Below are 25,308 nucleotides of genomic sequence, written 5' to 3'. Positions count from 1 at the left end.
TTATGGCTCTATTTAGTAAAAAGGATAAGTATATTCGGATCAATCCTAACCGTTCCGTAAGGCAGAAACCACAAGCCAAGCCTGAGGTTCCGGATGAACTCTTCTCCCAGTGTCCTGGTTGTAAACACACCATTTATCAAAAGGACCTTGGGAGCGAACGAATTTGTCCCCATTGTAGCTATACTTTCCGTATTTCAGCTCAGGAACGCTTGGATTTGACGATTGATTCTGACAGCTTTGTGGAGATGTTTACGGGTATTGAAACTCAAGATCCATTAAACTTTCCTGGCTACCAGAAAAAATTGGCTACTATGCGTGAAAAGACAGGTTTGGATGAAGCAGTACTGACTGGTACAGCTAGTATCAAGGGACAAAAAGTTGCCCTTGGGATCATGGATTCAAATTTTATCATGGCTTCTATGGGAACCGTTGTGGGTGAAAAAATCACGCGCTTGTTTGAGTATGCAACGGTAGAAAACTTGTCAGTCGTTCTCTTCACAGCTTCTGGTGGAGCCCGTATGCAAGAAGGAATCATGAGTTTGATGCAGATGGCTAAAATTTCTGCGGCAGTTCAACGTCATTCCAAGGCAGGACTTTTTTACCTAACTATCTTAACCGATCCGACAACAGGTGGGGTGACTGCTTCTTTTGCTATGGAAGGTGATATTATCCTAGCGGAGCCACAGAGTTTGGTTGGGTTTGCTGGACGTCGTGTTATCGAAAATACAGTTCGTGAGACCTTGCCGGATGACTTCCAAAAGGCAGAATTTCTACTTGAACATGGATTTGTTGATGCAATTGTTAAACGGAGAGAATTGCCTGAAACAATTGCTAAATTAGTAAGATTGCATGGAGGAAGTCGCGGATGAATATTGCAAAAATAGTCAGAGAGGCACGCGAGCAGAGTCGCTTGACCGCACTTGATTTTGCCAATGGAATCTTTGACGAGTTTATCGAATTGCATGGAGATCGCTCTTTCCGTGATGATGGTGCGATCATCGGTGGAATTGGTTGGTTAGGTGACCAAGCAGTAACTGTCGTTGGTATCCAAAAGGGAAAAAGTCTTCATGATAACCTCAAACGGAATTTTGGGCAACCTCATCCAGAAGGCTATCGTAAGGCCTTGCGCCTGATGAAACAGGCAGAAAAGTTTGGCCGACCAGTTGTGACTTTTATCAATACGGCGGGTGCTTACCCAGGTGTTGGAGCCGAGGAACGTGGACAAGGTGAAGCAATTGCCCGAAACCTGATGGAAATGAGTGACCTCAAGGTTCCAATCATCGCGATTATTATCGGTGAAGGTGGATCTGGTGGGGCTCTAGCTCTAGCCGTAGCTAATCGTGTCTGGATGTTAGAAAACTCAATCTACGCAGTACTTAGCCCGGAAGGATTTGCCTCTATCCTTTGGAAGGATGGAAGTCGTGCTATGGAAGCGGCGGAGTTGATGAAAATCACTTCACATGAACTCCTAGAAATGGGAATCGTAGACAAGGTAATCTCAGAAGCAGGGCTGTCAAGTAAAGAACTGCTAGGTTGCGTTAAAAATGAATTGCATGCAGAACTAGATAGGTTGCAAGAACTACCACTCGACCAACTTATCGAAGAACGTTACCAACGCTTTAGAAAATACTAAGAAAATTTAAAAGCTAGAACAATTTGTTCTAGCTATTTTGATAATAGAGCATGGATAAATATGAATACTCTAGATAAATAAGAAAATAATCAATGGTATATCCTCTATATTGCCCTAATAGAGAGTTTACCATTAGGAGAGAAAGAATGAAAAAGACAATACATTTAGGAATCTGTATGATTTTAATGTTCCTGTACATTTATTTAACGCCATTAGGGGCTATAACTCTAGCTAGGACCTTTGGTTTAGGAATGGACAGCTATATAATCTTCCTAGTTGGAGAAGTGTTGCTTATTTTCTTTTTATTCGTTTTGTGGTTGAAAAAGAAGAAGATGCTCTTTATCTTCGAGAAAAAGGGTTGGCGCTGGTCTTATCTCGCTTTCTTAGTGGCTTGCTTTCTTATCTATTCTTTTCTAAATGGATTTAGAATGCAGAATATTCGATTGATTGACAATAGCTTTATTTTCCAAGACCTTCTTTCAGAACTTTACTCAAACGGAAGAGAAACGACTCTATCAAGTCTTATATTTTTAATCTTTAACATTTCGATTGTACCTGTTGTTGAGGAGACAATCTATAGAGGTTATTTTATGAATACCTTCTTTCCGAAGTCGGAGTTTTATTTGGATGTGATTTTGTCTTCTTTCATCTTCGGGCTTAGTCACTTAGTTCTATCTCATCGTGACCCCATCAGTCTCCTAATGTATAGTATTCTTGGTCTTCTATTTGCAGTCGCTTATCGAGTTACGGGTAGTCTTCGGTTTACCATTTTTTGTCATAGTTTCTATAATGCAATTCCCTATGTTCCGTCAATCTTATTTTATATTTATTATTTGATTTTTAGATAGTAGGAAGTAAAGAAAAAGTGTTTGATAATTGTCAAACACTTTTTCTAATTTAATGGGAAGATAGAGAAATCTCTTTTATCAATTTCTTATTTCTCAATGAGTAAAGCTACCATTTAGGGTGAAAAATTGACAGTTGAGGAGATAGGCTATAAAATAGACAAAAAGATGTATACTGTAGATGTAAACTGACAAAAATTTATTTTAAGGAGCTACTTGATAGGACAGGTACAAAAACATTTACAGTTCTTTTATCTGAGGACTTAGAGCAAGTTTCAGGTGGTGGCATGATTTGGTTAGTTTATGATAGACATTGGCCTTCGCCATATGCATATAGTTTGGCGACAGAATGGAGTACAATACTGAATCATGCGACTAGACGTGCTTATGGTATTAGCTATTGATAAATTAAAGGGGTAAGTATGAAAAAACTAGGGCATTTGGGAGTCTATACATCACTGGTATTTCTATCGATTTACCTACCAGAGTTAGGGATTATGCATCTAACTAAGTTTTTAGGATGGGGGATAGATGGCTATTCTATCTTTTTAACAGTTGAAGTAATAGCTCTTTTGCTATTATTTATCTACTGGCTCAAAAAGAAAGATATGCTCTATATTTTTGAAAAAAAGGGTTCAAAGAAGTCAAGATTCTTTTACCTTGTAGTTGCTCTAGTGGCTACTTATTTTGATCGTCAATTGGTGGATGCTTTTCAGTTACAGTTTCATCACCTAATTGATAACAAGTATATCTTTCAAGACCTTCTTTCGATTCTATACTCCAATGGGCAACCAACTTTTCTATCAACTGTTCTCAGTTTTAGTTTAACAGTAATCGTCGGACCTATATTAGAGGAACTGATTCATAGAGGGTATTTTATGAATACCTTTTTCCCCCAGTCCAAGTACTATCTGGATGTTATCCTATCTGCTCTTATCTTTGGACTTAGTCATTTGATCCTAACTCACCGAGATCCTATCAGTTTGATTATTTATAGTTTAGGCGGTCTTTTCTATGCCCTTGTCTACCGTTGGACAAAGAACTTAAAAATTACCATCCTGTGCCATAGTTTTTTCAACTTTCTCATTTATGCAAAACCCATCTGGATTTTTGTTTACAATTATGTCTATTATCATTTTTTTAGATAGTGGAAGGCAAAGAAAAAAGTGTTTGATAATTGTCAAACACTTTTTCTAATTTGATGGGAAGATAGAGAAATCTCTTTTATCAATTTCTTATTTCTCAATGAGTAAAGCTACCGTTTAGGATAAAAAATTGACTTTTTTAAAAATAGCTGTTAATATAATAAAAGATATTTATGCTATAAAAATAAGTCAACAAAGATTTTTTGGAGTAAGTATGAAAAAACTAGGTCATTTGGGAGTCTATACATTACTGGTATTTCTATCAATTTATCTACTAGATTTCAGTAGTCTTTATCTGGCTAAGATGTTTGTCTGGGGTATGGATGGCTATTCTATTATTGTAGCAGTAGAGCAACTAGCTCTTTTAGGACTATTTATCTATTGGTTGAAAAAGAAAAAAATGCTCTATATTTTTGAGAAAAAGGGTTCGATAAAATCCAGATTCTTTTACCTTTTAGTTAGTTTAGTGGCTGCTTATTTTGTCCGTCAGTTGTTGAGTGCTTTTTACTTACAGTTTAGTCGCTTCATTAATAATAACTATATCTTTGAAGACCTTCTTTCGGTCCTATCCTTCAATGAGCAATCTACTATTTTAACGACTTGCTTCTCTTTTATCTCAGTTGTCATTTTGGGTCCTATATTGGAGGAACTAGTTCATAGAGGATATTTTATGAATTCCTTCTTTCCTAAGTCCAAATATTACTTGGATGTCATCTTATCTGCTCTTATTTTTGGGCTCAGTCATTTGGTATTGTCCCATCGTGACCTCATCAGTTTGATGGTTTATAGTTTTTCCGGTCTTTTCTTTGCTTTAGTTTACCGTTGGACAAAGAATCTAAAAATCACAATTCTGTGCCATTGTTTTATAAATTTTCTCATCCATGCAGACTTCATCTGGTTGTTTCTTTCTAATTTAATCTATTATCGTTTTTTTAGATAGTGAAAGGCAAAGAAAAAAGTGTTTGATCTAAGTCAAACACTTTTTTTACTGTTCTTCTTTTACAAACTGGCTGAGCAGTCCGTTGATAAAACGGGCAGATTTTTGATCTGAGAAGTCCTTTGCAAGCTCAATAGCTTCATTAACAGCAACCAGTTGCGGAGTGTCAAATGAAGTGATTTCAAAGACTCCCAAGCGAAGGAGGTTTCTCTCCACGAGCGTTAATCGCTCGATGGTCCAACCTGCTTTTAAATGCTGTGTGATTTGCTTGTCTAGTTCTTCCTTTTTAGCCTGAACACCAGAAACTAGCTCTGTCAAAAAGGCTGGAAGTTGCACATCCGTATCTTCACGATCATGAGTATAGGCGAAACGACAAGCAGTTTCGACATCCGTACCGAATTCAAGGCTCATGAGAGCTTGAAAAGCGCATTTACGGAGTTGGCGTCTAGATTCTAATAGTGGACTAGTCATTGAGGAAGTCCTCGTCAAATAGATCTTTCAATTCTGGTTTTGGTGTTTTATCTGGAACGATACCTGCAACGTGAATATTGATGGCAGTGAGTTCTACATCAGCCATATTGCGGACGGCATCTTTGACAGCTTTCTGGATAGCAACCGCTACCTTAGGAACTTTTACTCCGTACTCAAGGTAGAGATAGATATCTGCTGTGAGCTCTTCGTCCACGTTTTTAAGATAAACGCCACGGCCGAGAGAAAGTTTTGAAAGGGTATCAGACACTGATTTGTTTGAAAAAGAGTGTACACCCTCTACTTTTGCAGTAGCAATAGCAATGATTTTTTCAAGTACACGTGGGGCGATAACGATTTCGCCAAGTTGTTCTTCAATTCCCATAGAATGACCTCTTTCTAGAGATTAGGCACGAGAAACGTAAGTTCCTTCTGCAGTGTTGATAACGAGTTTTTGTCCTGCTTCGATGAAGTCTGGAACGTTTACGACAAGTCCAGTTTCCATCGTTGCTGGTTTACCAGAACCTGTAACAGTAGCACCTTTGATAGATGGTTGAGTTTCTGCAACTGTCAATTCGACAGTAGTAGGAACGGTAACACCAATCACTTCAGTTCCGTAGAATTGGATCTTCACATCAGAGTTTTCAAGGATGTAAAGCAATTCGTTTTCAACGTTGACAACAGGAATTTCGTATTGGTCGTAAGTTTCTGTGTTCATGAAGTAGGCTGTGTCATCCATTTTGTACAAGTATTGAGCTGGGACAGTCTCGATGATGGCTTGTTCAAATTTTTCCTCTGGACGGTAGCTTGTGTCAAATGTAGAACCAGTACGGACATCACGCAATTTCATACGCATGATTGTGTTTCCTTTACCTGGTTTGTGGTGGCTAGCTTCCAAAACGCGGATCAATTTTCCGTCAGCTGTTTCAAAGGTCATACCAGCCTTTAATTTACTTGCTTCAATCATGTTTTTACCTCTTTAATAAAATAATTTACTCTTTATTGTACCATAAAAGACAACATTACTCAAATGTCAGAAGGAGCTTAATTAGTTGACTGGTACGATATTTCCATCTTCGTCTTTGGTAACGAGGACGTATTTTCCATCGACTTCGATATAAAAATTCTTGCTAGTAGCTTGCCCAGCATTTTGAGCCGGTGCTTGATTTTGAACTTGTTGGCTTAGTTGACCACCCAGAGTTTGGCCAAGATTCATGCCCATAAACATGTTCATCCCATTGCCATTCCCTTCGTTGGCAGCTGCAGCAATAAGTGCTTCGTTACGAGCACGGCGTTCTTCGATTTCAATCGTGTTGTACTTCATTGCCACGAGCTCACTATCAAGCTTGCGAACGATATCAAGACTTTCTTGGTCGTAGCTGAGGTCTTCAAGCAAGATGTTAGTTGCTTCAATTCCGTAGAGACCTGTCCAAACCTTGTTGACCTCTTGTTTAGCGAGTTCGTTAAAGGTGTCTTGGTTGGCATTGAGGCTATAGATATCAACCTTGTTTTCGTTGGTATATTTGGCAATGGCAATCGCGATTTTTGGTGCGATATTTTGACGGAGCGTTCCTTGAGCTACATCTTGGAGAGTAAATGGCTGTCCGTCAGTAATTTGACGGCTAACAGAACTCACGTAGAAGAGGACTGGATCTGCTATTTTTACATCAAACAAGCCATAGAAACGGATATTAAGCAGCTGTTGGTAACGTTCGCTGAAGTATTCGACCGCGTTTTGTGTGCCGAACTTATTACCTGCAATAGGTTGCATGCGGATAAAAATAATTTCTTGTTGGGTGATGACTTGTCCACCGAAAGAGAAACGGTTTTTAAAGCTTTCCCAAGTGCCTTTTAAACCACCTTTTTCAAGGAGCCAGGCATTATCACCAGCTTGCCATTCGTGGCTACCAGCTTCGAGGACTTCACCAAGGAAGGTACCGTTGTTTACCAAAACAGCGGTATAGCCTTGGGGAACGATAACCACACTGCCATCCGACAAGAGTCCAGTATTTTGATTGCTGTGACGAGAACGTCCATCGGGGTCTTTAGTGAGTAATTGTCCCTTGATGGCCAAGGCGTCGCCAGAGACATTGTCTGGAAGGACGATGGCTTCCTTGAATTTACTATCATTAAAACTATTTAAGCCTGCTGATAAGGCTGCACGTATAAATCCCATAATTCCTCCTAATTATAAAGCTCGTCTTCATCCACAACATCATAGGTATCCAGTACCCATTGGTTTGGACTGCGAGAGAGATTGGCACCACAGTAGTCGCACTCGCTAACTGCAGAGATTTTCAAAGGGGCGCCACAGTTTGGACAGTGGTCGCTCACAACTTGGTCTGGATTGACTGCTTGCGTTTGGCTACCGTGTTGACGGATAAAGTTTAATTGATACACGGTGAAGAGATCTTTTTTAGGGTCTCCTTCAATGACACGGCGAGTCTCATCGTCAATGACATAGTCCCGCAAGGTAGATGACAGAATCACCACTAAGGTATCGTTTCCGTCAGGATTTTCAATGAACTCCTTGATGCGAACATTTTCGATACAAACTTTCTCTAAAACATTAGTTGTTTTAGATCGAATATGGTCCTCAAGTTGGGTACTGTGTTGGGAGTAGAGACTGGTACTTTCCAAAGCGCGGACAGAGTTCCAATTTTTCTCAGTCCAGGCAACCTGCAATTTAAGGTAGACTTCCTTAACCCAAGATGTGAAGGCTACCGCGTCAAAGTTTGGATCCCCATATTTCACACGACTAATGGCCAGTGTGTTGTGTTCAACTCGACGATGGAGCGTTTGAGAATCATTACTAGTGTAGGTTGAACTCGAATCTCCAGACTTATTCCGCAAGGATTTGACGATAACAACTAGTATGATTCCTCCGACTAATATGAACATAAATCCTAAATAGGGAGAGCTAGCAGAACTGTCAGAGGATGATCCATATCCAGAGCGGTAGTAGTGGTAGGATGATCCGCCAGAACGACTTCCACCTCCACTTGAGCGGCTGCTACTGCGGCTGCTCCCTCCACTTCTGGAATGCCCGACACCTGCATCAACGATTTGAGGCACGGATAGAAAAACAAGTAATAAACAGGTCATTAAAAGAGCGTAAAACTTTTTCATGTGTCTCCTAACTATATGATTGAAAAGGTAGAATTCTGAATTCGAATGATTATTAAACTATTAATAACCTTTAAAATAATCTAAGATATACTAGGCGTTATTTACTAGCATTTAGCTTCTTTATGGATTGGCGCTCGATGAGCCATCCCACAATCCACCCTATTGCTAGCAAGTAATTTTCAAAAGCACCGATAGCATTTACAGGAGAGTGATACTCCATATAATTGAGTAAGTGATTTGTTCCTATTCCAATTCCGCCAATAATGAGAGCAAGAAGTGCGATTCGTAGATAGAACCAATCGTATTTAATATTGATAGCGAGAATAATAATCAATACAGCTAAATTCCATATTCCAATTTCTCGTTGCCAACCAGCAGATATTCCGTACCCGGAGTGGCTTCCCATGTACGATGGAAAGAAAATTTGTAGTATAGAAGCGCCTAACATAGCGATGATGACTAAGACAAATAGCAATCGTAAAAATTTGTTCATTTATTCTCCTTGTCTCATTCTCGTCTTAAAAGTAGAAAAAAGTGTATAAAGAGTAAATTACTCACTTTCTTTCAACTTAGCCAATTCTTGTGCAAGCAGTTTAAGGGCGACTTGTGGGTTGGCTTGGCCTTTGGTTGCCTTCATAAGGAATCCTGTGAAGGCCTTGTCTGCGTTGCGTTTACCTGACTTGAAGTCGGCAACGGCAGCTTCGTTATCCGCAAAGACTTGGTGGATGATTGGGATCAAGACATCTGGATCAGAGATTTGCACCAAGCCTGCTTTTTCCACGTATTCACGCGCGCCACCGCCATTTTTAGCCAGATGGACAAAGACTTTCTTGGCAATCTTAGAAGAGATCGTGCCGTCTTCGATGATGGCAATCATTTCTACTAAGTTTTCTGGTGTTAATTCGATTTGTTCCAGTGTCTTACCTTCGGCGTTCAAGAACTGAGCAACTTCACCTTGGAGCCAGTTAGAGACTTGTTTGGCATCACCACCGAGTGCAACAGCTTTTTCAAAGAAGTCAGAAGTGACTTTGTTTGCCGTCAACTGGCTAGCATCGTAGTCTGATAAGCCAAGGTCAGATACGTAGCGCGCACGACGTTCTTTTGGAAACTCTGGTAATTCAGTGCGCATTTCCTCAATCCACTCATCTGAGATTTCAAAGAGTGGTAGGTCTGGTTCAGGGAAGTAGCGGTAGTCTGCAGCACCTTCTTTGACACGCATGAGGATGGTTGCCTTGTTAGCTTCATCGTAACGGCGTGTTTCTTGGCGAATTTGACCACCTGAGCGAAGGATTTCAGCCTGGCGTTGGACTTCGTATTCGAGACCTTTGCGAACATTTGAGAAGGAGTTGAGGTTTTTCAACTCAGTCTTGGTACCGAATTTCTCTTGACCATAAGGACGAAGGGAGATGTTGGCATCCACACGCATAGAACCTTCTTCCATCTTAACGTCAGAAATGCCAGCGTACTGGATGACTTCCTTGAGAGCTGTTAGATAAGCATAGGCTTCTTCTGGGGAACGCATGTCGGCTTCAGATACGATTTCAATCAATGGCACCCCTTGACGATTGAGGTCAACATAAGAGTAGCCATCTGTACAGTGGGTGTTTTTACCAGCGTCTTCTTCTAGGTGAGCACGTTCGATACCGATTTTCTTAGTCGTACCGTCTTCTAGCTCGACTTCAATCCAACCATTATAACCGATAGGCTCATCAAACTGAGAAATTTGGTAGGCTTTTGGATTATCAGGGTAGAAGTAGTTCTTGCGGTCGAAGTGCATGTGCTTGTGGATGTCCATGTTGAGGGCAAGAGCGGCCTTGATACCAGCATCGACAACACCTTTATTGAGAACCGGAAGTACTCCTGGGAAAGACCAGTCAATCACGTTGGTATTGGCGTTTTGGTCATTTCCGAAGTGGGCAGAAGTTGGTGAGAAGATTTTTGAATTGGTGTTGAGCTCTACGTGGACTTCAAGTCCAATGACTGTTTCAAAGTTCATTAGTTGTCACCTCCAAAAATCACGGGTTGTTGTTTGTGGTAGTCTGTTGTCGCTTCAAAAGCAGCAGCAGCTTGGTAAATGGTTTCCTCAGAGTACTTAGGACCGATCAATTGGAGACCGACTGGGAGACCTTGAGAGAATCCAGCAGGAATTGAAATTCCTGGGAGGCCTGCCAAGTTGACTGGGATGGTCAAAAGATCAGCCAAGTACATGGCAACTGGGTCGTGGTTGAGGGAGTCCAAATCGTAGGCAACACTAGGAGCAGTTGGTCCCAAAATCAAGTCGTAATCCGCAAAGACGTTTTCGAAATCTTGAATGATGAGGGTACGGACTTGTCCAGCCTTTTTGTAGTAGGCATCGTAGTAACCTGATGAAAGACTGAAAGTACCTAGCATGATACGGCGTTTTACCTCTTCACCGAAACCTTGACTACGGCTGTTCACATAGATTTCATCAAGGTTGCTTGCATCTTCTGCGCGGTAGCCGTAACGGATACCGTCAAAACGTTGCAGGTTTGAGGAAGCTTCTGAAGAAGCTATAATGTAGTAAACGGCAACACCGTATTTAGAGTGAGGAAGACTGACTTCTTCGACAATGGCACCAAGTTTTTCAAAGTGTTTGGCTGCCTTGATAATGGTTTCTTTAACTTCTGGGTCAATTCCTTCACCGAGGTATTCTTTAGGCAAAGCAATTTTCATACCTTTGATGTCTTGACCGATTTTTGAAGTAAAGTCGGCAATGCGGACAGGAGCAGAAGTCGAGTCTTTAGTATCTTCGCTGGCAATCGCATTGAGCAAGAGGGCATTTTCCTTAACAGTTGGTGCAAAAGGCCCGATTTGGTCTAGTGAGCTACCGAAAGCAATGAGACCGAATCGAGAAACCGTTCCGTAGGTTGGTTTGAGACCAACAATCCCGTTGAAGGCAGCAGGTTGGCGGATGGATCCCCCCGTATCAGAACCAAGTGACAAGCGGACTTGACCTGAAGCCACAGCTGCGGCAGAACCACTTGATGATCCACCAGGAACCTTGCTGTGGTCCCAAGCATTTTTAGTTGCACCGTAGTGGGAAGTCTCACCTGATCCACCCATGGCAAATTCGTCCATGTTGGTTTTTCCGACAACAATCATGCCCTTGGCTTTTGCATTGGCAACGGCTGTCGCATCAAAGATAGGCTCGTAGTTGTAGAGCATTTTTGAGGCAGCAGTTGTGAGGATACCGTCGGTAGAGATATTATCTTTGACAGCAAGCGGAATTCCTGAAAGGACATTATCCGCGTCAATTCCAGCTTCATCAATAGCCTTAGCTTGCGAAAGGGCTTGTTCTTCAGCGATAGTGACAAAAGCATTGATAGCTGTTTCTCGAGCTTTAATATCTTCAAGCGTTGCTTGTGTCAATTCAGTAGCTGAAATCTCCTTAGAAACAAGGAGATTGTGCAAGTCTTCAATAGTTTTGTTATTAAAAGTCATTAGGCATCTCCTCCATCATCTAGGATAGCTGGCACCTTGATATAGTAGTTTTCTTTTTCAGGTACGTTTTTAAACAAGCGGTCACGGTCTGTTCCTTCTTCGGCCACATCAGGGCGGAGTACGGTCTTGCGATCAGCCATGGTTGTAGTAGGTACGACACCAGTTGTGTCGACTTCGCCCAGCAATTCAACCATGTCAACAATTTTAGACAAGGTTGTTGCAAAAGCAGCAGTTTCTTCTTCAGAGAATTTTAATTTTGAAAGATTGGCAACGTGTGTTACCTCTTCTTGCGTAATTTTCATCTTGCATCCTTTCGTGAAATGATGATTTTTAGTCTGTTCTATTTTACCATATTTTCCTATAAATAAGGGAGCCAAACTGAAAAGAAATAGAAATTGAAAAATCGCTTTTAATTCGCTATAATGGTTAAACTAGAGAATAGAAAAAATAAAAGTTAGGATAGAAATATGTTCCATCAATTTATCACCAGATCTCAGACGGTTCCTCCTCCCATTTCCCTCTTTTGGTATGGGACTATGATGCTTACTTTAGTGCTTTGTATTTATGGAGCACTTGCTTATCACAAGAATCCGAAATTTGTCCGCTTGTTTAAGGGGATTCAGATCCTCCAGTTGCTAGCCCTATATAGTTGGTATGTTGGCTTTGGGATTCCATTTTCTAATAGCCTTCCATTTTACCATTGCCGTTTGGCTATGTTTGCGGTGGTTTTCTTGCCAGATAAATGGCGGAGCAAGCAATATTTTGCCCTCTTAGGAGCAAGCGGAGCAGTCTTTGCTTTGGTTTACCCGGTTTTTGATCCCTATGATTTCCCCCATATCACCAGTTTTTCATTTTTGATAGGGCACTATGCCCTTCTAGTGAATTCCTTGGTTTACTTGATGAATCACTATGACAAGACCTTGCTCAAGAAATATATGATTGTGGCCTATACCTTTATTCTCAATCTCTTTCTAGTTGGTGTTAATCAGGTGACAGGTGGAAATTATGGTCTCTTAAGAGATACCCCGTTTATCTCGAATGCTCCTCTATGGATAAAGTACCTCCTTGTGTCTGTCATCCTTTCGCTGGCTCTGGTTCTCTTTGATATCTTGTTCAAGAAACGGTGGAAAAAGAGAAATCAGGCTCAATCTGTGCTCTAGCTTGCCTTTTCATCAGATGAGCAATTGAAAAACTCCCCAAAATCCGCTATAATGGAGAGTTGAAAGGAATGGTAAAATCCAATGTAAACATCATTCTTAGCTACTGAAACAACTAAAAATAGAAAATCAAAGAAAGAGAACTTATGACTATTCAAGAAGAAATTAAGAAACGTCGTACTTTTGCTATCATCTCCCACCCGGACGCCGGGAAAACAACCATCACTGAGCAGTTGCTCTACTTTGGGGGCGAGATTCGTGAGGCTGGTACGGTAAAAGGGAAGAAAACAGGGACTTTTGCCAAGTCTGACTGGATGGATATCGAGAAACAACGTGGGATTTCGGTCACGTCATCTGTTATGCAGTTTGACTATGATGGTAAGCGCGTGAACATCCTCGACACACCAGGACACGAGGACTTCTCAGAAGATACTTATCGGACCTTGATGGCGGTGGATGCTGCCGTCATGGTCGTGGACTCTGCCAAGGGTATCGAGGCCCAAACCAAGAAATTGTTTGAGGTTGTGAAGCACCGTGGTATTCCAGTCTTTACCTTTATGAACAAGCTGGACCGTGACGGTCGTGAGCCACTGGATCTCTTGCAAGAACTAGAAGAAGTCCTAGGTATTGCGAGCTATCCTATGAACTGGCCAATCGGGATGGGGAAAGCCTTTGAAGGCTTGTATGACCTCTATAACCAACGCTTGGAACTCTATAAAGGAGATGAGCGTTTTGCCAGTCTGGAAGAAGGGGATAAGCTCTTTGGAAGCAATCCTTTCTACGCTCAGGTTAAGGACGATATCGAACTGTTGCAAGAAGCAGGAAATGAATTTTCAGAAGAAGCTATTCTTGCAGGAGAACTGACACCAGTCTTCTTCGGTTCAGCTCTCACTAACTTTGGGGTGCAGACCTTCCTTGAGACCTTCCTTAAGTTTGCTCCAGAACCACATGGTCACAAGAAAACAGATGGCGAAATTGTGGATCCTTATGACAAGGATTTCTCAGGATTTGTCTTTAAAATCCAAGCCAACATGGACCCTCGTCACCGTGACCGTATCGCCTTTGTTCGTATCGTATCGGGTGAATTTGAGCGAGGGATGAGTGTCAATCTGCCTCGTACTGGTAAGGGTGCCAAACTATCGAATGTGACTCAGTTTATGGCGGAAAGTCGTGAGAATGTGACCAATGCCGTGGCAGGAGATATCATCGGGGTTTACGATACCGGTACTTATCAGGTTGGAGACACCTTGACGGTTGGAAAAAACAAGTTTGAATTTGAACCCCTTCCAACCTTTACACCTGAGATTTTCATGAAAGTTTCTGCTAAGAACGTCATGAAACAAAAATCCTTCCACAAGGGTATCGAACAATTGGTGCAAGAAGGAGCCATTCAGCTTTATAAGAATTACCAAACTGGCGAGTACATGCTAGGGGCTGTGGGACAACTCCAGTTTGAAGTCTTTAAGCACCGCATGGAAGGCGAGTACAATGCAGAAGTGGTCATGAGCCCAATGGGTAAAAAGACTGTTCGTTGGATCAAGCCTGAGGACTTGGACGAGCGCATGTCCTCAAGCCGCAATATCTTGGCCAAGGACCGTTTTGACCAACCTGTCTTTCTCTTTGAAAACGACTTCGCCCTCCGCTGGTTTGCGGACAAGTATCCAGACGTAGAGTTGGAGGAAAAAATGTAACTCAGCACCAACAATTGGAACTAAAGTTCCTAATTGTTGGACGCTAGTCGCTATTTGGCGAACTAGCTAACTGCCTTACTAACTACGTTTGGCAAATAGAATCGATTTGCCAAACTCCGTGTCGTAGTGTAAAATCGGCTTACCTAAACGCTTCACTAGGAAAAATCCACGAATATTATCGATTCGTGGATTTTTCCGTCGTAACCACGTTTTACAAATGAAATCGATTTGTAAAACTCAGTGTCGTAGATTACGGCTATTAATTAGTATGGCATTTTGCTTAAATGCGACGTAAGAAAAGTCCTCGAATGTTTTTGATTCGTGGATTTTTTTGTTGGAAAGGATAGAAAGTTACCTCGGCTACTGGCCTCATTAATTCATTTGTGAAACTGACTTTAAATACTCTACTTCTAAAAGTCTGTGGATGCTATTGATTCATGGACTTTTTCTATATTTTGAATAAAAATCAATTCCCTGAGTGATTGGAATTGATTGCTAAAATTTTAAAGCATTTAGAAATGTTTAAAAATAAATAAAATATATTAACAGAACAATAAAATGAAGATTATATTGAAAAAACAGAATAGATTTGAAATAGAGTTATTTTTGAAATCATTTTCTTTCTTTAGAGTGTGTTATAGATATTGAATTGTCGGTATATTTGGTATATAATAAGGAGATAGTTTTTATAGGTGAATAGATCTTTTTCAAGTTGAGGGGATGAACATGTTTTTTAGACGCCAGAAGGGTGAATATAGAGAAACAGACCGTGTAACTCGGTTCAAATTAATCAAATCAGGGAAGCATTGGCTACGGGCCTCGACTTCCCTTTTTGGCTTATTTAAGGTGATGCGTGGAAGTGCGGATACGAGCCAAGTAAAGACAGAAATGGTTGAAAAGCAAGAAGGTCAGAAGTTGACCGGCTTGGATGTCTTGAAAGGGATAGCAGCTACGGGGACGATCTTAGGTGGTTTTGCTGCGACGCAAACGCGTGTTTATGCCAATGATGCAGTCGCTGTTGAAAAGACTGTCGAATCAAAAGATACCCTGGCGACGAGAGATTCAGTAGTGCTAGGGACGACACAGGATCATCAAGATGCTGCTAGCTTGTCTTTGTCTACCAGTCAAAGCCAGTCATTGTCAGAATTCAATTCGCAGAGCGCCAGTCAATCTGCCTCTACGAGTCAGTCTGTCAGTGCCTCAAGCTCTTCTAGCATGAGCCAGTCGATGAGCCAATCTGCTTCTACTAGTCAATCCTTTGCAAACAGTCAAAGTGTAACTGCTAGTTCAAGTGAATCCCTTGGGACACAAAATCAAGCGAATAGTAATCTGTCAGAGAGAGCTTCAGTTGGTGTTCAAAGTCAGTACCAAGCAAGTGAGTCAGCTCGGGAGACAGTGAAAGAATCACAACCTTCGAAAGAATTAAAAGCAGTTGATTTTTCTACAGAATCCTTGCCTCAAAGTCAGTCTGGTCGTGTAAAGAATGAAGGTGTGACGGCTGAATCGAGTCTCACAATGACTTCCCTAGCCTTGACAGAAAAGCAAAGTGAAGAAAAACGGAAGAAATTAGAGGCTTTGTCTGCTGAGATTGTGCAGTTTCTAGCTCAAGCTCAGGGGCTTCCAAACTCGGATGAGGCGATCACGAAGGCTAGTCTAGCGAAGAATGAGATAGCAGATGCCTTGAAAGGGGAGCTTTCTGATTTTACTTCTATTTTGAATAAGGCTACAGAAGCTCGAAATAGCATTGCAAATGCTGTGTTACGTGCCAAGTCTGGACTTCGTGACAGCAGAAACGGACAAGCTTTGACCCAAGCTTCAAATACCGCTAGCTTCAGAGCTGCTAGGGATACAGAGAAGCCAGAACGAACACGAATTGTTACGAATGAAGGAGCTACAGTTGATGGTCAACTGATTAGAGTTTATCGTGAAGAACGTTTCGAAGCGACTTTTGAGTTCACTGATAATAGCGGACGAATTGAGCATGCGAGGGTTGAAAAGTATCCGACGGTTGCTTTAGTGCCAAGAGGCAAAACAGTAGATACGATTACTTCAAGTAATGTTAAAAACGATGTTCATACAATAACAACAACTGTTCCGACTGAAAAATTTGGACAAGATGGCAATGCAACTTCTACTAATCCTTTTAAAGTAACAGCAAGTGGCTCTATCAGTAAGTCAATTCAAGCAGGCGGTTTGTGGACGCGTTATATCTACACATATGACCAAGCAAATAATTATAATGGGAATGATGTAGATACAAATAAAAAATCTGTAACAGAAAATCCTGCAGCTATTCAATTTGTAGCTGTTGCGCAAACTGAAAAATATACAGCAGTCGCTAAAGGTAATTCATCTCAAACCTTAACTTTGAATTCTGGGCAAACAACCATTTCTGTTGGTGAAGCCAGTCAGTACATTACGAATGCTGCAGGTACTCCAGAACTTCCGACTACAGGAATAACTCCAGGTACTCAGACAACCTATACTTGGAAATCTGGAACCAATACGAATTTGTCTGCTGGTCGGCATACGTTGACTGCAGTGGTAACTTATCCAGATGGAAGTACGGATGAAGTAGAGATTCCGATTGAGGTTCGCCCTCAGACACCTAGAATTGAGGAACGGTTCCTTAACGAAAAAGGTGGTCTCACAAATCAAGCGATCACGGTAGATGGAGTGACTCCAGGTGGGACTGTTACTCTTACAATTGCAGGGGAAACATTCACCAAACAAGCAACGGGGAGCTCGACTAGTGTAACCTTTACTGCAAATGAGTTGAAGAAGGTATACGATCGTAATGGAGGACGACTTCCTAGTGGACCGGTGACTGCAAGTACGACAGTGAATGGTTTGGTTTCAGATGTGTTTAATGGACAAATTACGCCAAATCAAGCGTCTATTTCAGTAAGTAATAGCCAGTCCGCCTCAGTAAGTTCGAGTCAATCAGCATCAGCGAGCACTAGTCAGTCAGCGTCTGTAAGCTCAAGCCAGTCAGCCTCAGCAAGTGCTAGTCAGTCAGCGTCTGTAAGCTCGAGTCAGTCCGCATCGGTGAGCTCGAGTCAATCCGCCTCAGCGAGCTCGAGTCAGTCTGCTTCAGTAAGTTCGAGCCAATCAGTGTCAGCGAGCGCAAGTGAGTCAGCTTCAGCGAGCGCTAGTCAGTCCGCCTCAGTCAGCGCTAGCCAGTCCGCCTCAGTAAGCTCGAGTCAATCAGTGTCTGTCAGCTCCAGCCAGTCTGCGTCAGTGAGTGCGAGCCAATCAGCGTCTGCAAGTTCGAGTCAGTCCGCTTCAGCGAGTGCGAGTCGATCAGCTTCAGTGAGCTCGAGTCAATCCGCTTCAGTGAGTGCGAGCCAATCCGCTTCAGTAAGCTCGAGTCAATCTGCATCAGTCAGCTCGAGTCAGTCCGCATCAACGAGCGCTAGCCAGTCAGCGTCAGTCAGCGCCAGTCAATCCGCTTCGGTAAGTTCTAGTCAGTCAGCGTCGGCAAGTTCGAGCCAATCTGTATCGGTGAGCTCAAGTCAATCAGCATCAGTAAGTTCGAGCCAATCAGCGTCAGTCAGCTTCAGCCAATCTGTTTCAGCGAGTGCTAGCCAATCCGCATCAGTCAGCTCGAGTCAGTCCGCTTCATTGAGCTCGAGTCAATCCGCTTCAGTGAGCGCCAGTGAGTCAGTATCAGTAAGTGCTAGTCAGTCAGCGTCAGTGAGCGCCAGTGAGTCAGCTTCAGTAAGTGCTAGTCAGTCAGTGTCAGTCAGCTCCAGCGAATCCGCTTCAGCGAGTGCCAGCCAGTCTGCTTCAGTAAGTTCGAGTCAATCCGCATCAGTAAGTGCGAGTGAGTCCGCATCGGTGAGTGCAAGTCAATCAGCCTCAGTGAGTTCGAGTGAGTCTGCGTCAGTAAGCTCCAGTCAATCCGCTTCGGTAAGCGCCAGTGAGTCAGCTTCAGCGAGCGCAAGCCAGTCAGCCTCAGTAAGCGCAAGTGAGTCTGTATCGGCAAGTGCAAGTCAATCCGCTTCGGTAAGCTCCAGCCAATCCGCCTCAGTGAGTGCAAGTCAATCCGCCTCAGCAAGCTCAAGCGAATCTGCCTCAGCCAGCGCTAGTCAATCTGCATCAGCGAGTGCGAGCCAGTCAGCGTCAGCGAGCTCGAGTCAATCCACTTCAGTAAGTGCAAGTGAATCTGCATCAGCGAGCTCTAGTCAATCAGCGTCAGTGAGCTCGAGTCAATCCGCTTCTGTAAGTGCGAGTGAGTCAGCATCCGTAAGCTCAAGTCAGTCAGCCTCAGCAAGTTCGAGTCGATCAGCATCGGTAAGTGCGAGTGAATCTGCTTCAGCCAGCGCTAGTCAATCCGCTTCAGTGAGCGCTAGTCAGTCAGCATCAGTAAGCTCGAGTCAATCAGCGTCTGTAAGCTCAAGTCAGTCTGCTTCGGTAAGCTCAAGCGAATCCGCTTCATTGAGTGCTAGCCAGTCCGCCTCAGTGAGCGCAAGTCAGTCTGCCTCAGTAAGCTCGAGTCAATCTGCATCATTGAGTGCAAGCCAGTCAGCATCGATGAGCGCAAGTCAATCCGCTTCAGTGAGCTCGAGTGAGTCTGCGTCTGTAAGCTCGAGTCAATCGGCCTCAGTAAGTTCGAGTGAGTCAGCATCGGTGAGCGCAAGTGAGTCAGCATCGGTGAGCGCAAGTGAGTCAGCATCGGTGAGTGCAAGTCAATCAGCCTCAGTGAGTTCGAGTGAGTCTGCGTCTGTAAGCTCGAGTCAATCCGCTTCAGCTAGTGCTAGCCAGTCCGCCTCAGTAAGTGCAAGTGAATCTGCATCAGCGAGCTCTAGTCAATCAGCGTCAGTGAGCTCGAGTCAATCCGCTTCAGTAAGCTCGAGTCAATCTGCGTCGGCAAGTTCGAGCCAATCCGCTTCAGCCAGCGCAAGTGAATCAGCATCAGTAAGTGCTAGTCAATCCGCTTCATTGAGTGCCAGTCAGTCTGCATCAGCAAGCTCCAGCCAATCAGCATCTGCAAGTGCTAGCCAGTCTGAGTCAGTGAGCGCTAGCCAGTCAGCTTCGGTAAGTTCAAGTCAGTCCGCTTCAGTAAGTTCGAGTGAGTCTGCTTCGGTGAGCGCCAGTGAGTCAGCATCGGTAAGTGCGAGTGAATCAGCCTCAGTAAGCACCAGCCGATCTGCATCAGTAAGTGCAAGTCAATCCGCTTCAGCCAGCGCCAGCCAATCAGCGTCAGTGAGCGCAAGTCAGTCTGTTTCAGTAAGCACCAGCCAATCAGCTTCAGTAAGCTCAAGTCAATCCGCCTCAGCGAGCGCGAGCCAGTCAGCCTCAGTAAGCTCGAGTCAATCCGCTTCAGCGAGCTCGAGCCAATCCGCTTCAGTGAGCGCAAGTGAATCTGTCTCAGTGAGCTCGAGTCAGTCCGCGTCAGTAAGCACTAGCCAGTCTGCATCAGTGAGCTCGAGTCAATCAGCCTCAGTAAGCACCAGCCAATCAGCTTCAGCAAGTGCCAGCCAGTCTGCCTCTGTAAGCTCCAGCGAATCCGCTTCAGTAAGCGCAAGTGAGTCAGCCTCAGCGAGCGCTAGCCAATCCGCCTCAGTAAGCTCAAGCCAATCCGCCTCAGTAAGCTCCAGCGAATCAGCTTCAGCAAGCTCAAGTCAATCCGCCTCAGTAAGTTCGAGTCAGTCCGCTTCATTGAGCGCCAGTGAATCTGCTTCCGTAAGCGCTAGCCAGTCTGCCTCAGTAAGCTCGAGTCAGTCCGCATCGACGAGCTCCAGTCAATCCGCCTCAGTAAGTTCGAGCCAATCAGCGTCTGCAAGCTCGAGTCAATCAGCTTCAGCTAGCTCGAGTCAATCTGTCTCAGTAAGTTCAAGTGAATCCGCCTCAGTGAGCGCTAGCCAGTCCGCTTCTGTAAGCTCAAGCCAATCTGCATCTGTGAGCGCAAGTGAGTCAGTTTCCGTAAGTGCCAGTCAATCAGCTTCAGTAAGCTCAAGCCAGTCAGCCTCAGCAAGTTCGAGTGAGTCAGCCTCAGTAAGCTCAAGTCAATCCGCCTCAGTAAGCTCGAGTCAGTCAGCGTCTGCAAGCTCCAGCGAATCAGCATCAGCGAGCGCCAGCCAGTCTGCGTCCGTAAGCTCCAGCGAATCCACTTCAGTTAGCGCTAGCCAGTCTGCTTCAGTGAGTGCCAGCCAATCAGCATCTGCAAGTGCGAGCCAGTCTGCTTCGGTAAGTTCTAGTCAGTCAGCCTCAGCCAGCGCGAGTCAATCAGTATCTGTAAGCTCAAGCCAATCTGTATCGGTGAGTGCTAGCCAATCTGCTTCAGCGAGCGCCAGTGAGTCAGCATCGGTAAGCTCAAGTGAATCAGCCTCAGTCAGCTCAAGCCAGTCCGCCTCAGTCAGCTCGAGTCAATCTGCTTCAACAAGTACTTCAACTTCTGCAAGTATGCTAGCAGACGAGTTAGCATTGGAAAGTGCCTCGATCTCAGCAAGTACATCAGTGAGCGAATCTACTTCAACGAGCGCATCACTCTCAGCTAGCATGTTAGCCAGTGAATCGACTCTAGAAAGTGCTTCGATTTCAGCAAGTATGTCAGTGAGCGAGTCTGCGTCGATTAGCGCTAGTCTCTCGACTTCAGATTCTATTAGTAGATCTGCGTCAGCAAGTGCTCTGGTATCTACTTCAACAAGCACCTCTCTCTCAATGGCAAACATTGCAAGCCAAGGTCAATCCGCTTCAAGCAAGCCGAAACAAGTCTTGCCAAATACAGGAGCGTCGACTTCCGTAGCATCTGCTTTATTGGGAGCATTGGCAGCTGTGACAGGTATCGGTCTTCTTGCCAAGAAGAGTCAGAGTGACGATCAAGAAAGTCATTGATAAGATATAAAAATCAATGAATAAATAGTAAAATGGAAAACCTTTGAAAACATGATTTTTCAAAGGTTTTTTCTATATGTGAGAAGGGGAAAATCCTCTTTTGAGTTTGAAATAAACTAGGGGAAAAGGTATAATAGGAAGGTGAGATAATCATCGAAAAAATCAGAACTATAGTAGTAGAAAAGTAGCCAAACGAATGTGAAAAGAAAAGGGGACGAAATGAAAAAAGAGCTTCAAAAAGCCATTGTGCTCGGTGGTGATAATGCATATATGGACAAGATTGAAACAACAATCAAGTCAATCTGCGCCCATAACCGAGCAGTAACTTTTTATGTTTTCAATGATGATTTGCCATCAGAATGGTTTCAGCTCATGGAGAGACGTCTAGAGCCTCTAGCCTCAAAAATCGTCAATGTCAAGATTAGTCATCAAGGTTTGAAAGAGTATCGTTTACCACTAGCCCACCTAAGTTATGCAACTTTCTTTCGTTATTTTATTCCTCAGTTTGTTAGCGAAGACCTAGCCTTGTACCTGGATTCGGATATTATCGTTAGATCAAACCTAGATCAACTCTTTTTAGAAGATATGGCAGACTGGCCAGTAGCTGCTGTCGCAGATGCTCTAGTTCCTAGCACTTTTAATGCAGGTGTCTTGCTGATTAATGTGGCTCTCTGGCGCCAAGAAAAGGTGACGGAGCACTTGTTGAGTTTGACAGACCAACTGCATGACCAAGTTTTTGGTGATCAGGGTGTGTTAAATCACCTGTTTGAAGGTCGTTGGAAACCTTTGCCAGCTACCTATAATTTTATGGTTGGTATGGATACAGTGGCTCGAAATTACCAGATGGATTCTTGGTATAGGGATTCTCTTGCTACTGAGAAGACAGCCAAGATTATCCATTATACAGGGGACAAGCCTTGGTACCAAATCAACCTCAACCGTTTCAGGGAGGACTGGTGGTTTTACTACGGACTAGAGTGGTCTGATATTGTCATGAAAAAATGTGATTTCCATAAAGGATTGGCATCCTTAGTTCAAGCTCCCCAGTATGCGACCGCTATTTTTACCAATACGTGTCACATAGAGCAAATCGAACACCTGATCCAAGAACTGCCCGATGTAGAGTTCTCTATCCTAGCTCATACCAATTTTGCGCCGGAAATCATGAACTTGCAATCGCATCTGAATGTACGACTCTATCCTTACTTTAATCCCATGAATGTCAAAAAAGTCTTGGAAAAGATTGACTTTTACTTGGATATCAATCATGAGGATGAAATTGCAAACATTATCCAAGAGGTGCAGCAAAGAGAAATCCCTATATTTGCTTTTGAGACCACTAGTCATGACTCGAGTGGTTACAGTCATGTCTACTCACCAGCAGCCGTAGATCAAATGATCGAGTCTATCCGCACGCTTTTGGAATCACAGAAGCAGTCGTTGTGAACTGAAGGAAACTAAATGAAAAAAACAATTGTCCTCGCAGGAGATTATGCCTATATCCGCCAGATTGAAACAGCACTCAAGTCTCTCTGCTACCATAATAGCCATGTCAAGGTCTATATCTTTAATCAGGATATTCCCCAGGAATGGTTCCGTGCTCTCAGACCGATAGTAGAGCAAATGGGCGGTGAGTTAGTGGATGTCAAGATGCTTGGCGCCCAGTTTCAGATGAACTGGAGCAACAAATTGCCCCATATCAACCACATGACCTTTGCCCGTTATTTTATCCCTGATTTTGTTGAAGAGGATAAGGTTCTATACTTGGACAGTGATTTGGTTGTGACGGCTGATCTGACGGCTCTCTTTGAAATGGACTTGGGAGAAAACTACCTGGCTGCTGCGCCATCTTGTTTTGGAGTTGGGGTTGGCTTTAATGCAGGTGTTCTCTTGATAAACAACAAAAAGTGGCGGTCAGAAGCTGTAAGAAAAAAACTTGTTGAGCTGACGGAACGGGAACACCAACATGTGAGTGAGGGAGACCAGTCCATCCTCAATATGCTCTTTCATGACAGCTATGCTTCTCTGGATCAAAACTATAATTTCCAGATTGGTTTTGACAGTGGGGCTGCCTCACATGGACATGAATTTATCTTCCAGATTCCTTTGGAGCCTCTGCCAGCCATCTTGCATTTCCTCTCTCAGGACAAACCTTGGAATACTCATTCGGTTGGGCGTTTGCGTGAGGTTTGGTGGCACTATCATCTGATGGAGTGGTCTGCTATTACTGAAAAATGGCGTCAGGCCGGAATTGACTATCCAGTCACAGTCTATCAGCCAATTATGACTTGTGTTAATTTGACCAATTCTTGGCATCTTGAGAAAATCGACTATCTGGTTCAAGCCTTGCCAGAGGTGCATTTCTACATCGCAGCCTATACGACGATGGCACCTGAACTCATGCTCTTGTCACGTTTTGAAAATGTGACCCTCTATCCCAACACCTTCCCCCTCTTGGTCGAGAAACTGATCCAGCAGACAGATGTCTACCTCGATATTAACCACGATGACAAGTTGAGTGTTGTTTATGACTATATTTCACGCTTTGAGAAACCGATCTTGACTTTTGACAATACCCAGTCGCGAGAACTACCTGAAAGTGCCTATGCGGGTATTTTCTCAGCAGAAAGACCAGAAGAAATGGTGGCTACTTTGAAGGCTTATCTGAACGAGAAAACTCATGAAAACTGAGATAGAGATTTGAATGTGCTAAGATAAAAAGGCTGGATTGGCCTCGTGTGACAGGACAGAAAGATAAAATGAAAAGGAGGAGCTAGTGAAAGAATTTCGTTCATCAATAGCGGTAAAAAAAGGGATGCGCACCCTGTTTTTGCTCTTTATTTATGTGCTCGGGAGTCGTCTGGCTCTTCCTTTTGTTGATCTCAATAGTCGGGATTTTCTCGGAGGAAGCGCAGCCTATCTGGACTTTTCAGTAGCCCTGACTGGTGGAAATCTTCGCAGCCTCTCTCTCTTTTCCATCGGGCTCTCACCTTGGATGTCAGCTATGATCTTGTGGCAGATGTTTTCCTTTTCGAAGAAACTGGGCTTAAACTCGGTTTCTTCAGAAGTCCAGGATAGACGGAAAATGTACTTGACGTTAGGGATTGCCTTGATTCAGGCTTTGGCCTTGACTACAAACCTTCCTGTCCAAGCTCCCTACAATCCCTTCTTGGTCTTTCTCCTCAATACCAGCCTTTTGGTTGCGGGGACCTTCTTCTTAGTTTGGCTGTCAGATATCAATGCGTCTATCGGAGTTGGAGGACCTGTCGTCATTTTATTGGCGAGTATGGTGGCTTCACTCCCTCAGGACATCATCCAATCAGTCCAAGTTCATAAGATCTCCCCTTGGTTGCTTTTCCTATTGGTAGTGCTTGGTGTCCTCTTTACCTATCTCGTCGTGCTCTTTTACCGAGCTAGATACCGCATCCCTATCAATAAAATCGGGCTTCATTCTCGCTTTAAACGCTATTCCTATCTGGAAATCATGCTCAATCCTGCTGGTGGCATGCCTTATATGTATGTGATGAGTCTCATGGGCTTGCCTTCCTATCTCTTGCTCTTGCTTCAACATCTGGATAAGGGTAATCCTCTCTACCCTGCCCTACTGGAGCAGTATGCGATGGGGAAACCTTTGTGGATTTATGCTTATATCCTTATCCTCTTTGTCTTTAGCATTGCCTTTGCTTTTGTCAATGTGAGTGGTCAACAGATTGCAGATCGGATGAAGCAATCAGGAGATTACATCTACGGAGTCTATCCCGGTGAGGATACTAGTCGCTTTATCAATCGCTTGGTTCTCCGATTTGCTCTGATAGGTGCAGTCTTTAACGTTATCTTGGCTGGACTTCCGATCTTGTTTGTCTTGAAGGATGAGAGTCTGTTAAAAGTCAGCATGATTCCCGGACTCTTTTTAATTTTGAGTGGCATGCTCTTTACGATTCACGACGAACTGCAGGCGCTCAGATTAAATGAAAGGTATCGGCCACTATTCTAGGAGGTTT

Annotated in this window: 20 protein-coding genes; 11 read left to right on the top strand and 9 right to left on the bottom strand. The window is 43.4% G+C overall.

Annotated features, from left to right (window positions below):
• Nucleotides 1–2: 2 nt before the first annotated feature.
• From accD to O3655_RS04155, 5 genes are all read left to right on the top strand, one after another.
• Nucleotides 3–869, top strand: a complete 867-nt coding sequence (gene accD, locus O3655_RS04175; protein ID WP_001173375.1) for an acetyl-CoA carboxylase, carboxyltransferase subunit beta — start codon at nucleotides 3–5, stop codon at nucleotides 867–869.
• Entirely contained in the window at nucleotides 866–1,633 is a 768-nt protein-coding gene (locus O3655_RS04170; RefSeq protein WP_308697207.1) for an acetyl-CoA carboxylase carboxyl transferase subunit alpha, read from the top strand. The genes accD and O3655_RS04170 overlap by 4 nt, the downstream gene beginning before the upstream one ends.
• A 146-nt stretch (nucleotides 1,634–1,779) precedes the next feature.
• On the top strand, nucleotides 1,780–2,481 hold the full coding sequence (locus tag O3655_RS04165; protein ID WP_049489768.1) for a CPBP family intramembrane glutamic endopeptidase: 702 nt from the start codon (nucleotides 1,780–1,782) through the stop codon (nucleotides 2,479–2,481).
• Nucleotides 2,482–2,900: 419 nt separating this feature from the next.
• A complete protein-coding gene (locus tag O3655_RS04160; RefSeq protein ID WP_049519389.1) occupies nucleotides 2,901–3,626 on the top strand; it encodes a CPBP family intramembrane glutamic endopeptidase in 726 nt (241 codons plus the stop codon).
• Between the two features lie 211 nt (nucleotides 3,627–3,837).
• The gene (locus tag O3655_RS04155; protein ID WP_049519388.1) at nucleotides 3,838–4,563 is read left to right on the top strand and encodes a CPBP family intramembrane glutamic endopeptidase; all 726 of its coding nucleotides are present in this window, start codon (nucleotides 3,838–3,840) and stop codon (nucleotides 4,561–4,563) included.
• A 45-nt stretch (nucleotides 4,564–4,608) separates the two neighbouring features.
• Here O3655_RS04155 and nusB read toward each other — a convergent pair whose 3' ends face one another.
• From nusB to gatC, 9 genes are all read right to left on the bottom strand, one after another.
• The gene (nusB, locus tag O3655_RS04150) at nucleotides 4,609–5,031 is read right to left on the bottom strand and encodes a transcription antitermination factor NusB (RefSeq protein WP_049519387.1); all 423 of its coding nucleotides are present in this window, start codon (nucleotides 5,029–5,031) and stop codon (nucleotides 4,609–4,611) included.
• Nucleotides 5,024–5,413 (bottom strand): Asp23/Gls24 family envelope stress response protein, encoded by a 390-nt coding sequence (locus O3655_RS04145; RefSeq protein WP_000510585.1) that lies wholly within the window; start codon nucleotides 5,411–5,413, stop codon nucleotides 5,024–5,026. The genes nusB and O3655_RS04145 overlap by 8 nt, the downstream gene beginning before the upstream one ends.
• A gap of 21 nt (nucleotides 5,414–5,434) precedes the next feature.
• A complete protein-coding gene (gene efp, locus O3655_RS04140; protein ID WP_000568640.1) occupies nucleotides 5,435–5,995 on the bottom strand; it encodes an elongation factor P in 561 nt (186 codons plus the stop codon).
• An 81-nt stretch (nucleotides 5,996–6,076) separates the two neighbouring features.
• Nucleotides 6,077–7,204 (bottom strand): SPFH domain-containing protein, encoded by a 1,128-nt coding sequence (locus O3655_RS04135; protein ID WP_000505815.1) that lies wholly within the window; start codon nucleotides 7,202–7,204, stop codon nucleotides 6,077–6,079.
• An 8-nt stretch (nucleotides 7,205–7,212) separates the two neighbouring features.
• Nucleotides 7,213–8,157, bottom strand: a complete 945-nt coding sequence (locus tag O3655_RS04130; RefSeq protein ID WP_000715061.1) for a zinc-ribbon domain-containing transport protein — start codon at nucleotides 8,155–8,157, stop codon at nucleotides 7,213–7,215.
• Between the two features lie 97 nt (nucleotides 8,158–8,254).
• Nucleotides 8,255–8,650, bottom strand: a complete 396-nt coding sequence (locus O3655_RS04125) for a hypothetical protein (RefSeq protein WP_371641191.1) — start codon at nucleotides 8,648–8,650, stop codon at nucleotides 8,255–8,257.
• 57 nt (nucleotides 8,651–8,707) lie between these two features.
• Nucleotides 8,708–10,153: an Asp-tRNA(Asn)/Glu-tRNA(Gln) amidotransferase subunit GatB gene (gene gatB / locus O3655_RS04120; protein WP_001008632.1), complete on the bottom strand. Its 1,446-nt coding sequence runs from the start codon at nucleotides 10,151–10,153 to the stop codon at nucleotides 8,708–8,710.
• Nucleotides 10,153–11,619, bottom strand: a complete 1,467-nt coding sequence (gatA, locus tag O3655_RS04115) for an Asp-tRNA(Asn)/Glu-tRNA(Gln) amidotransferase subunit GatA (protein ID WP_049489767.1) — start codon at nucleotides 11,617–11,619, stop codon at nucleotides 10,153–10,155. The genes gatB and gatA overlap by 1 nt, the downstream gene beginning before the upstream one ends.
• Nucleotides 11,619–11,921: an Asp-tRNA(Asn)/Glu-tRNA(Gln) amidotransferase subunit GatC gene (gatC, locus tag O3655_RS04110; protein ID WP_049479280.1), complete on the bottom strand. Its 303-nt coding sequence runs from the start codon at nucleotides 11,919–11,921 to the stop codon at nucleotides 11,619–11,621. Before gatC ends, gatA begins: the two co-directional genes overlap by 1 nt.
• A gap of 165 nt (nucleotides 11,922–12,086) precedes the next feature.
• Between gatC and O3655_RS04105 the strand changes: the two genes are divergently transcribed.
• The 6 genes from O3655_RS04105 to secY2 all read left to right on the top strand — a co-directional run bounded on the left by O3655_RS04105 (nucleotide 12,087) and on the right by secY2 (nucleotide 25,301).
• A complete protein-coding gene (locus O3655_RS04105) occupies nucleotides 12,087–12,779 on the top strand; it encodes a TIGR02206 family membrane protein (protein ID WP_371641190.1) in 693 nt (230 codons plus the stop codon).
• A gap of 143 nt (nucleotides 12,780–12,922) precedes the next feature.
• A complete protein-coding gene (locus O3655_RS04100; RefSeq protein WP_000155103.1) occupies nucleotides 12,923–14,467 on the top strand; it encodes a peptide chain release factor 3 in 1,545 nt (514 codons plus the stop codon).
• 726 nt (nucleotides 14,468–15,193) lie between these two features.
• Nucleotides 15,194–21,307 carry an accessory Sec-dependent serine-rich glycoprotein adhesin gene (locus O3655_RS04095; RefSeq protein WP_371641189.1) on the top strand — a complete coding sequence of 2,038 codons (6,114 nt, stop codon included), beginning with the start codon at nucleotides 15,194–15,196 and terminating at the stop codon, nucleotides 21,305–21,307.
• Between the two features lie 219 nt (nucleotides 21,308–21,526).
• Nucleotides 21,527–22,753 carry a glycosyltransferase gene (locus tag O3655_RS04090; RefSeq protein ID WP_371641188.1) on the top strand — a complete coding sequence of 409 codons (1,227 nt, stop codon included), beginning with the start codon at nucleotides 21,527–21,529 and terminating at the stop codon, nucleotides 22,751–22,753.
• Nucleotides 22,754–22,768: 15 nt separating this feature from the next.
• Nucleotides 22,769–23,998 carry a glycosyltransferase gene (locus tag O3655_RS04085; RefSeq protein ID WP_371641187.1) on the top strand — a complete coding sequence of 410 codons (1,230 nt, stop codon included), beginning with the start codon at nucleotides 22,769–22,771 and terminating at the stop codon, nucleotides 23,996–23,998.
• An 85-nt stretch (nucleotides 23,999–24,083) separates the two neighbouring features.
• A complete protein-coding gene (secY2, locus tag O3655_RS04080) occupies nucleotides 24,084–25,301 on the top strand; it encodes an accessory Sec system protein translocase subunit SecY2 (RefSeq protein ID WP_308697211.1) in 1,218 nt (405 codons plus the stop codon).
• Nucleotides 25,302–25,308 lie beyond the last annotated feature (7 nt).

Origin of the sequence: Streptococcus sp. 27098_8_70, assembly GCF_041432215.1 — a bacterium.
GTDB lineage: Bacteria > Bacillota > Bacilli > Lactobacillales > Streptococcaceae > Streptococcus > Streptococcus oralis_CP.
Note: the sequence above shows the minus strand (reverse complement) of the source record. Positions and strands in the feature narration are given on the sequence as shown.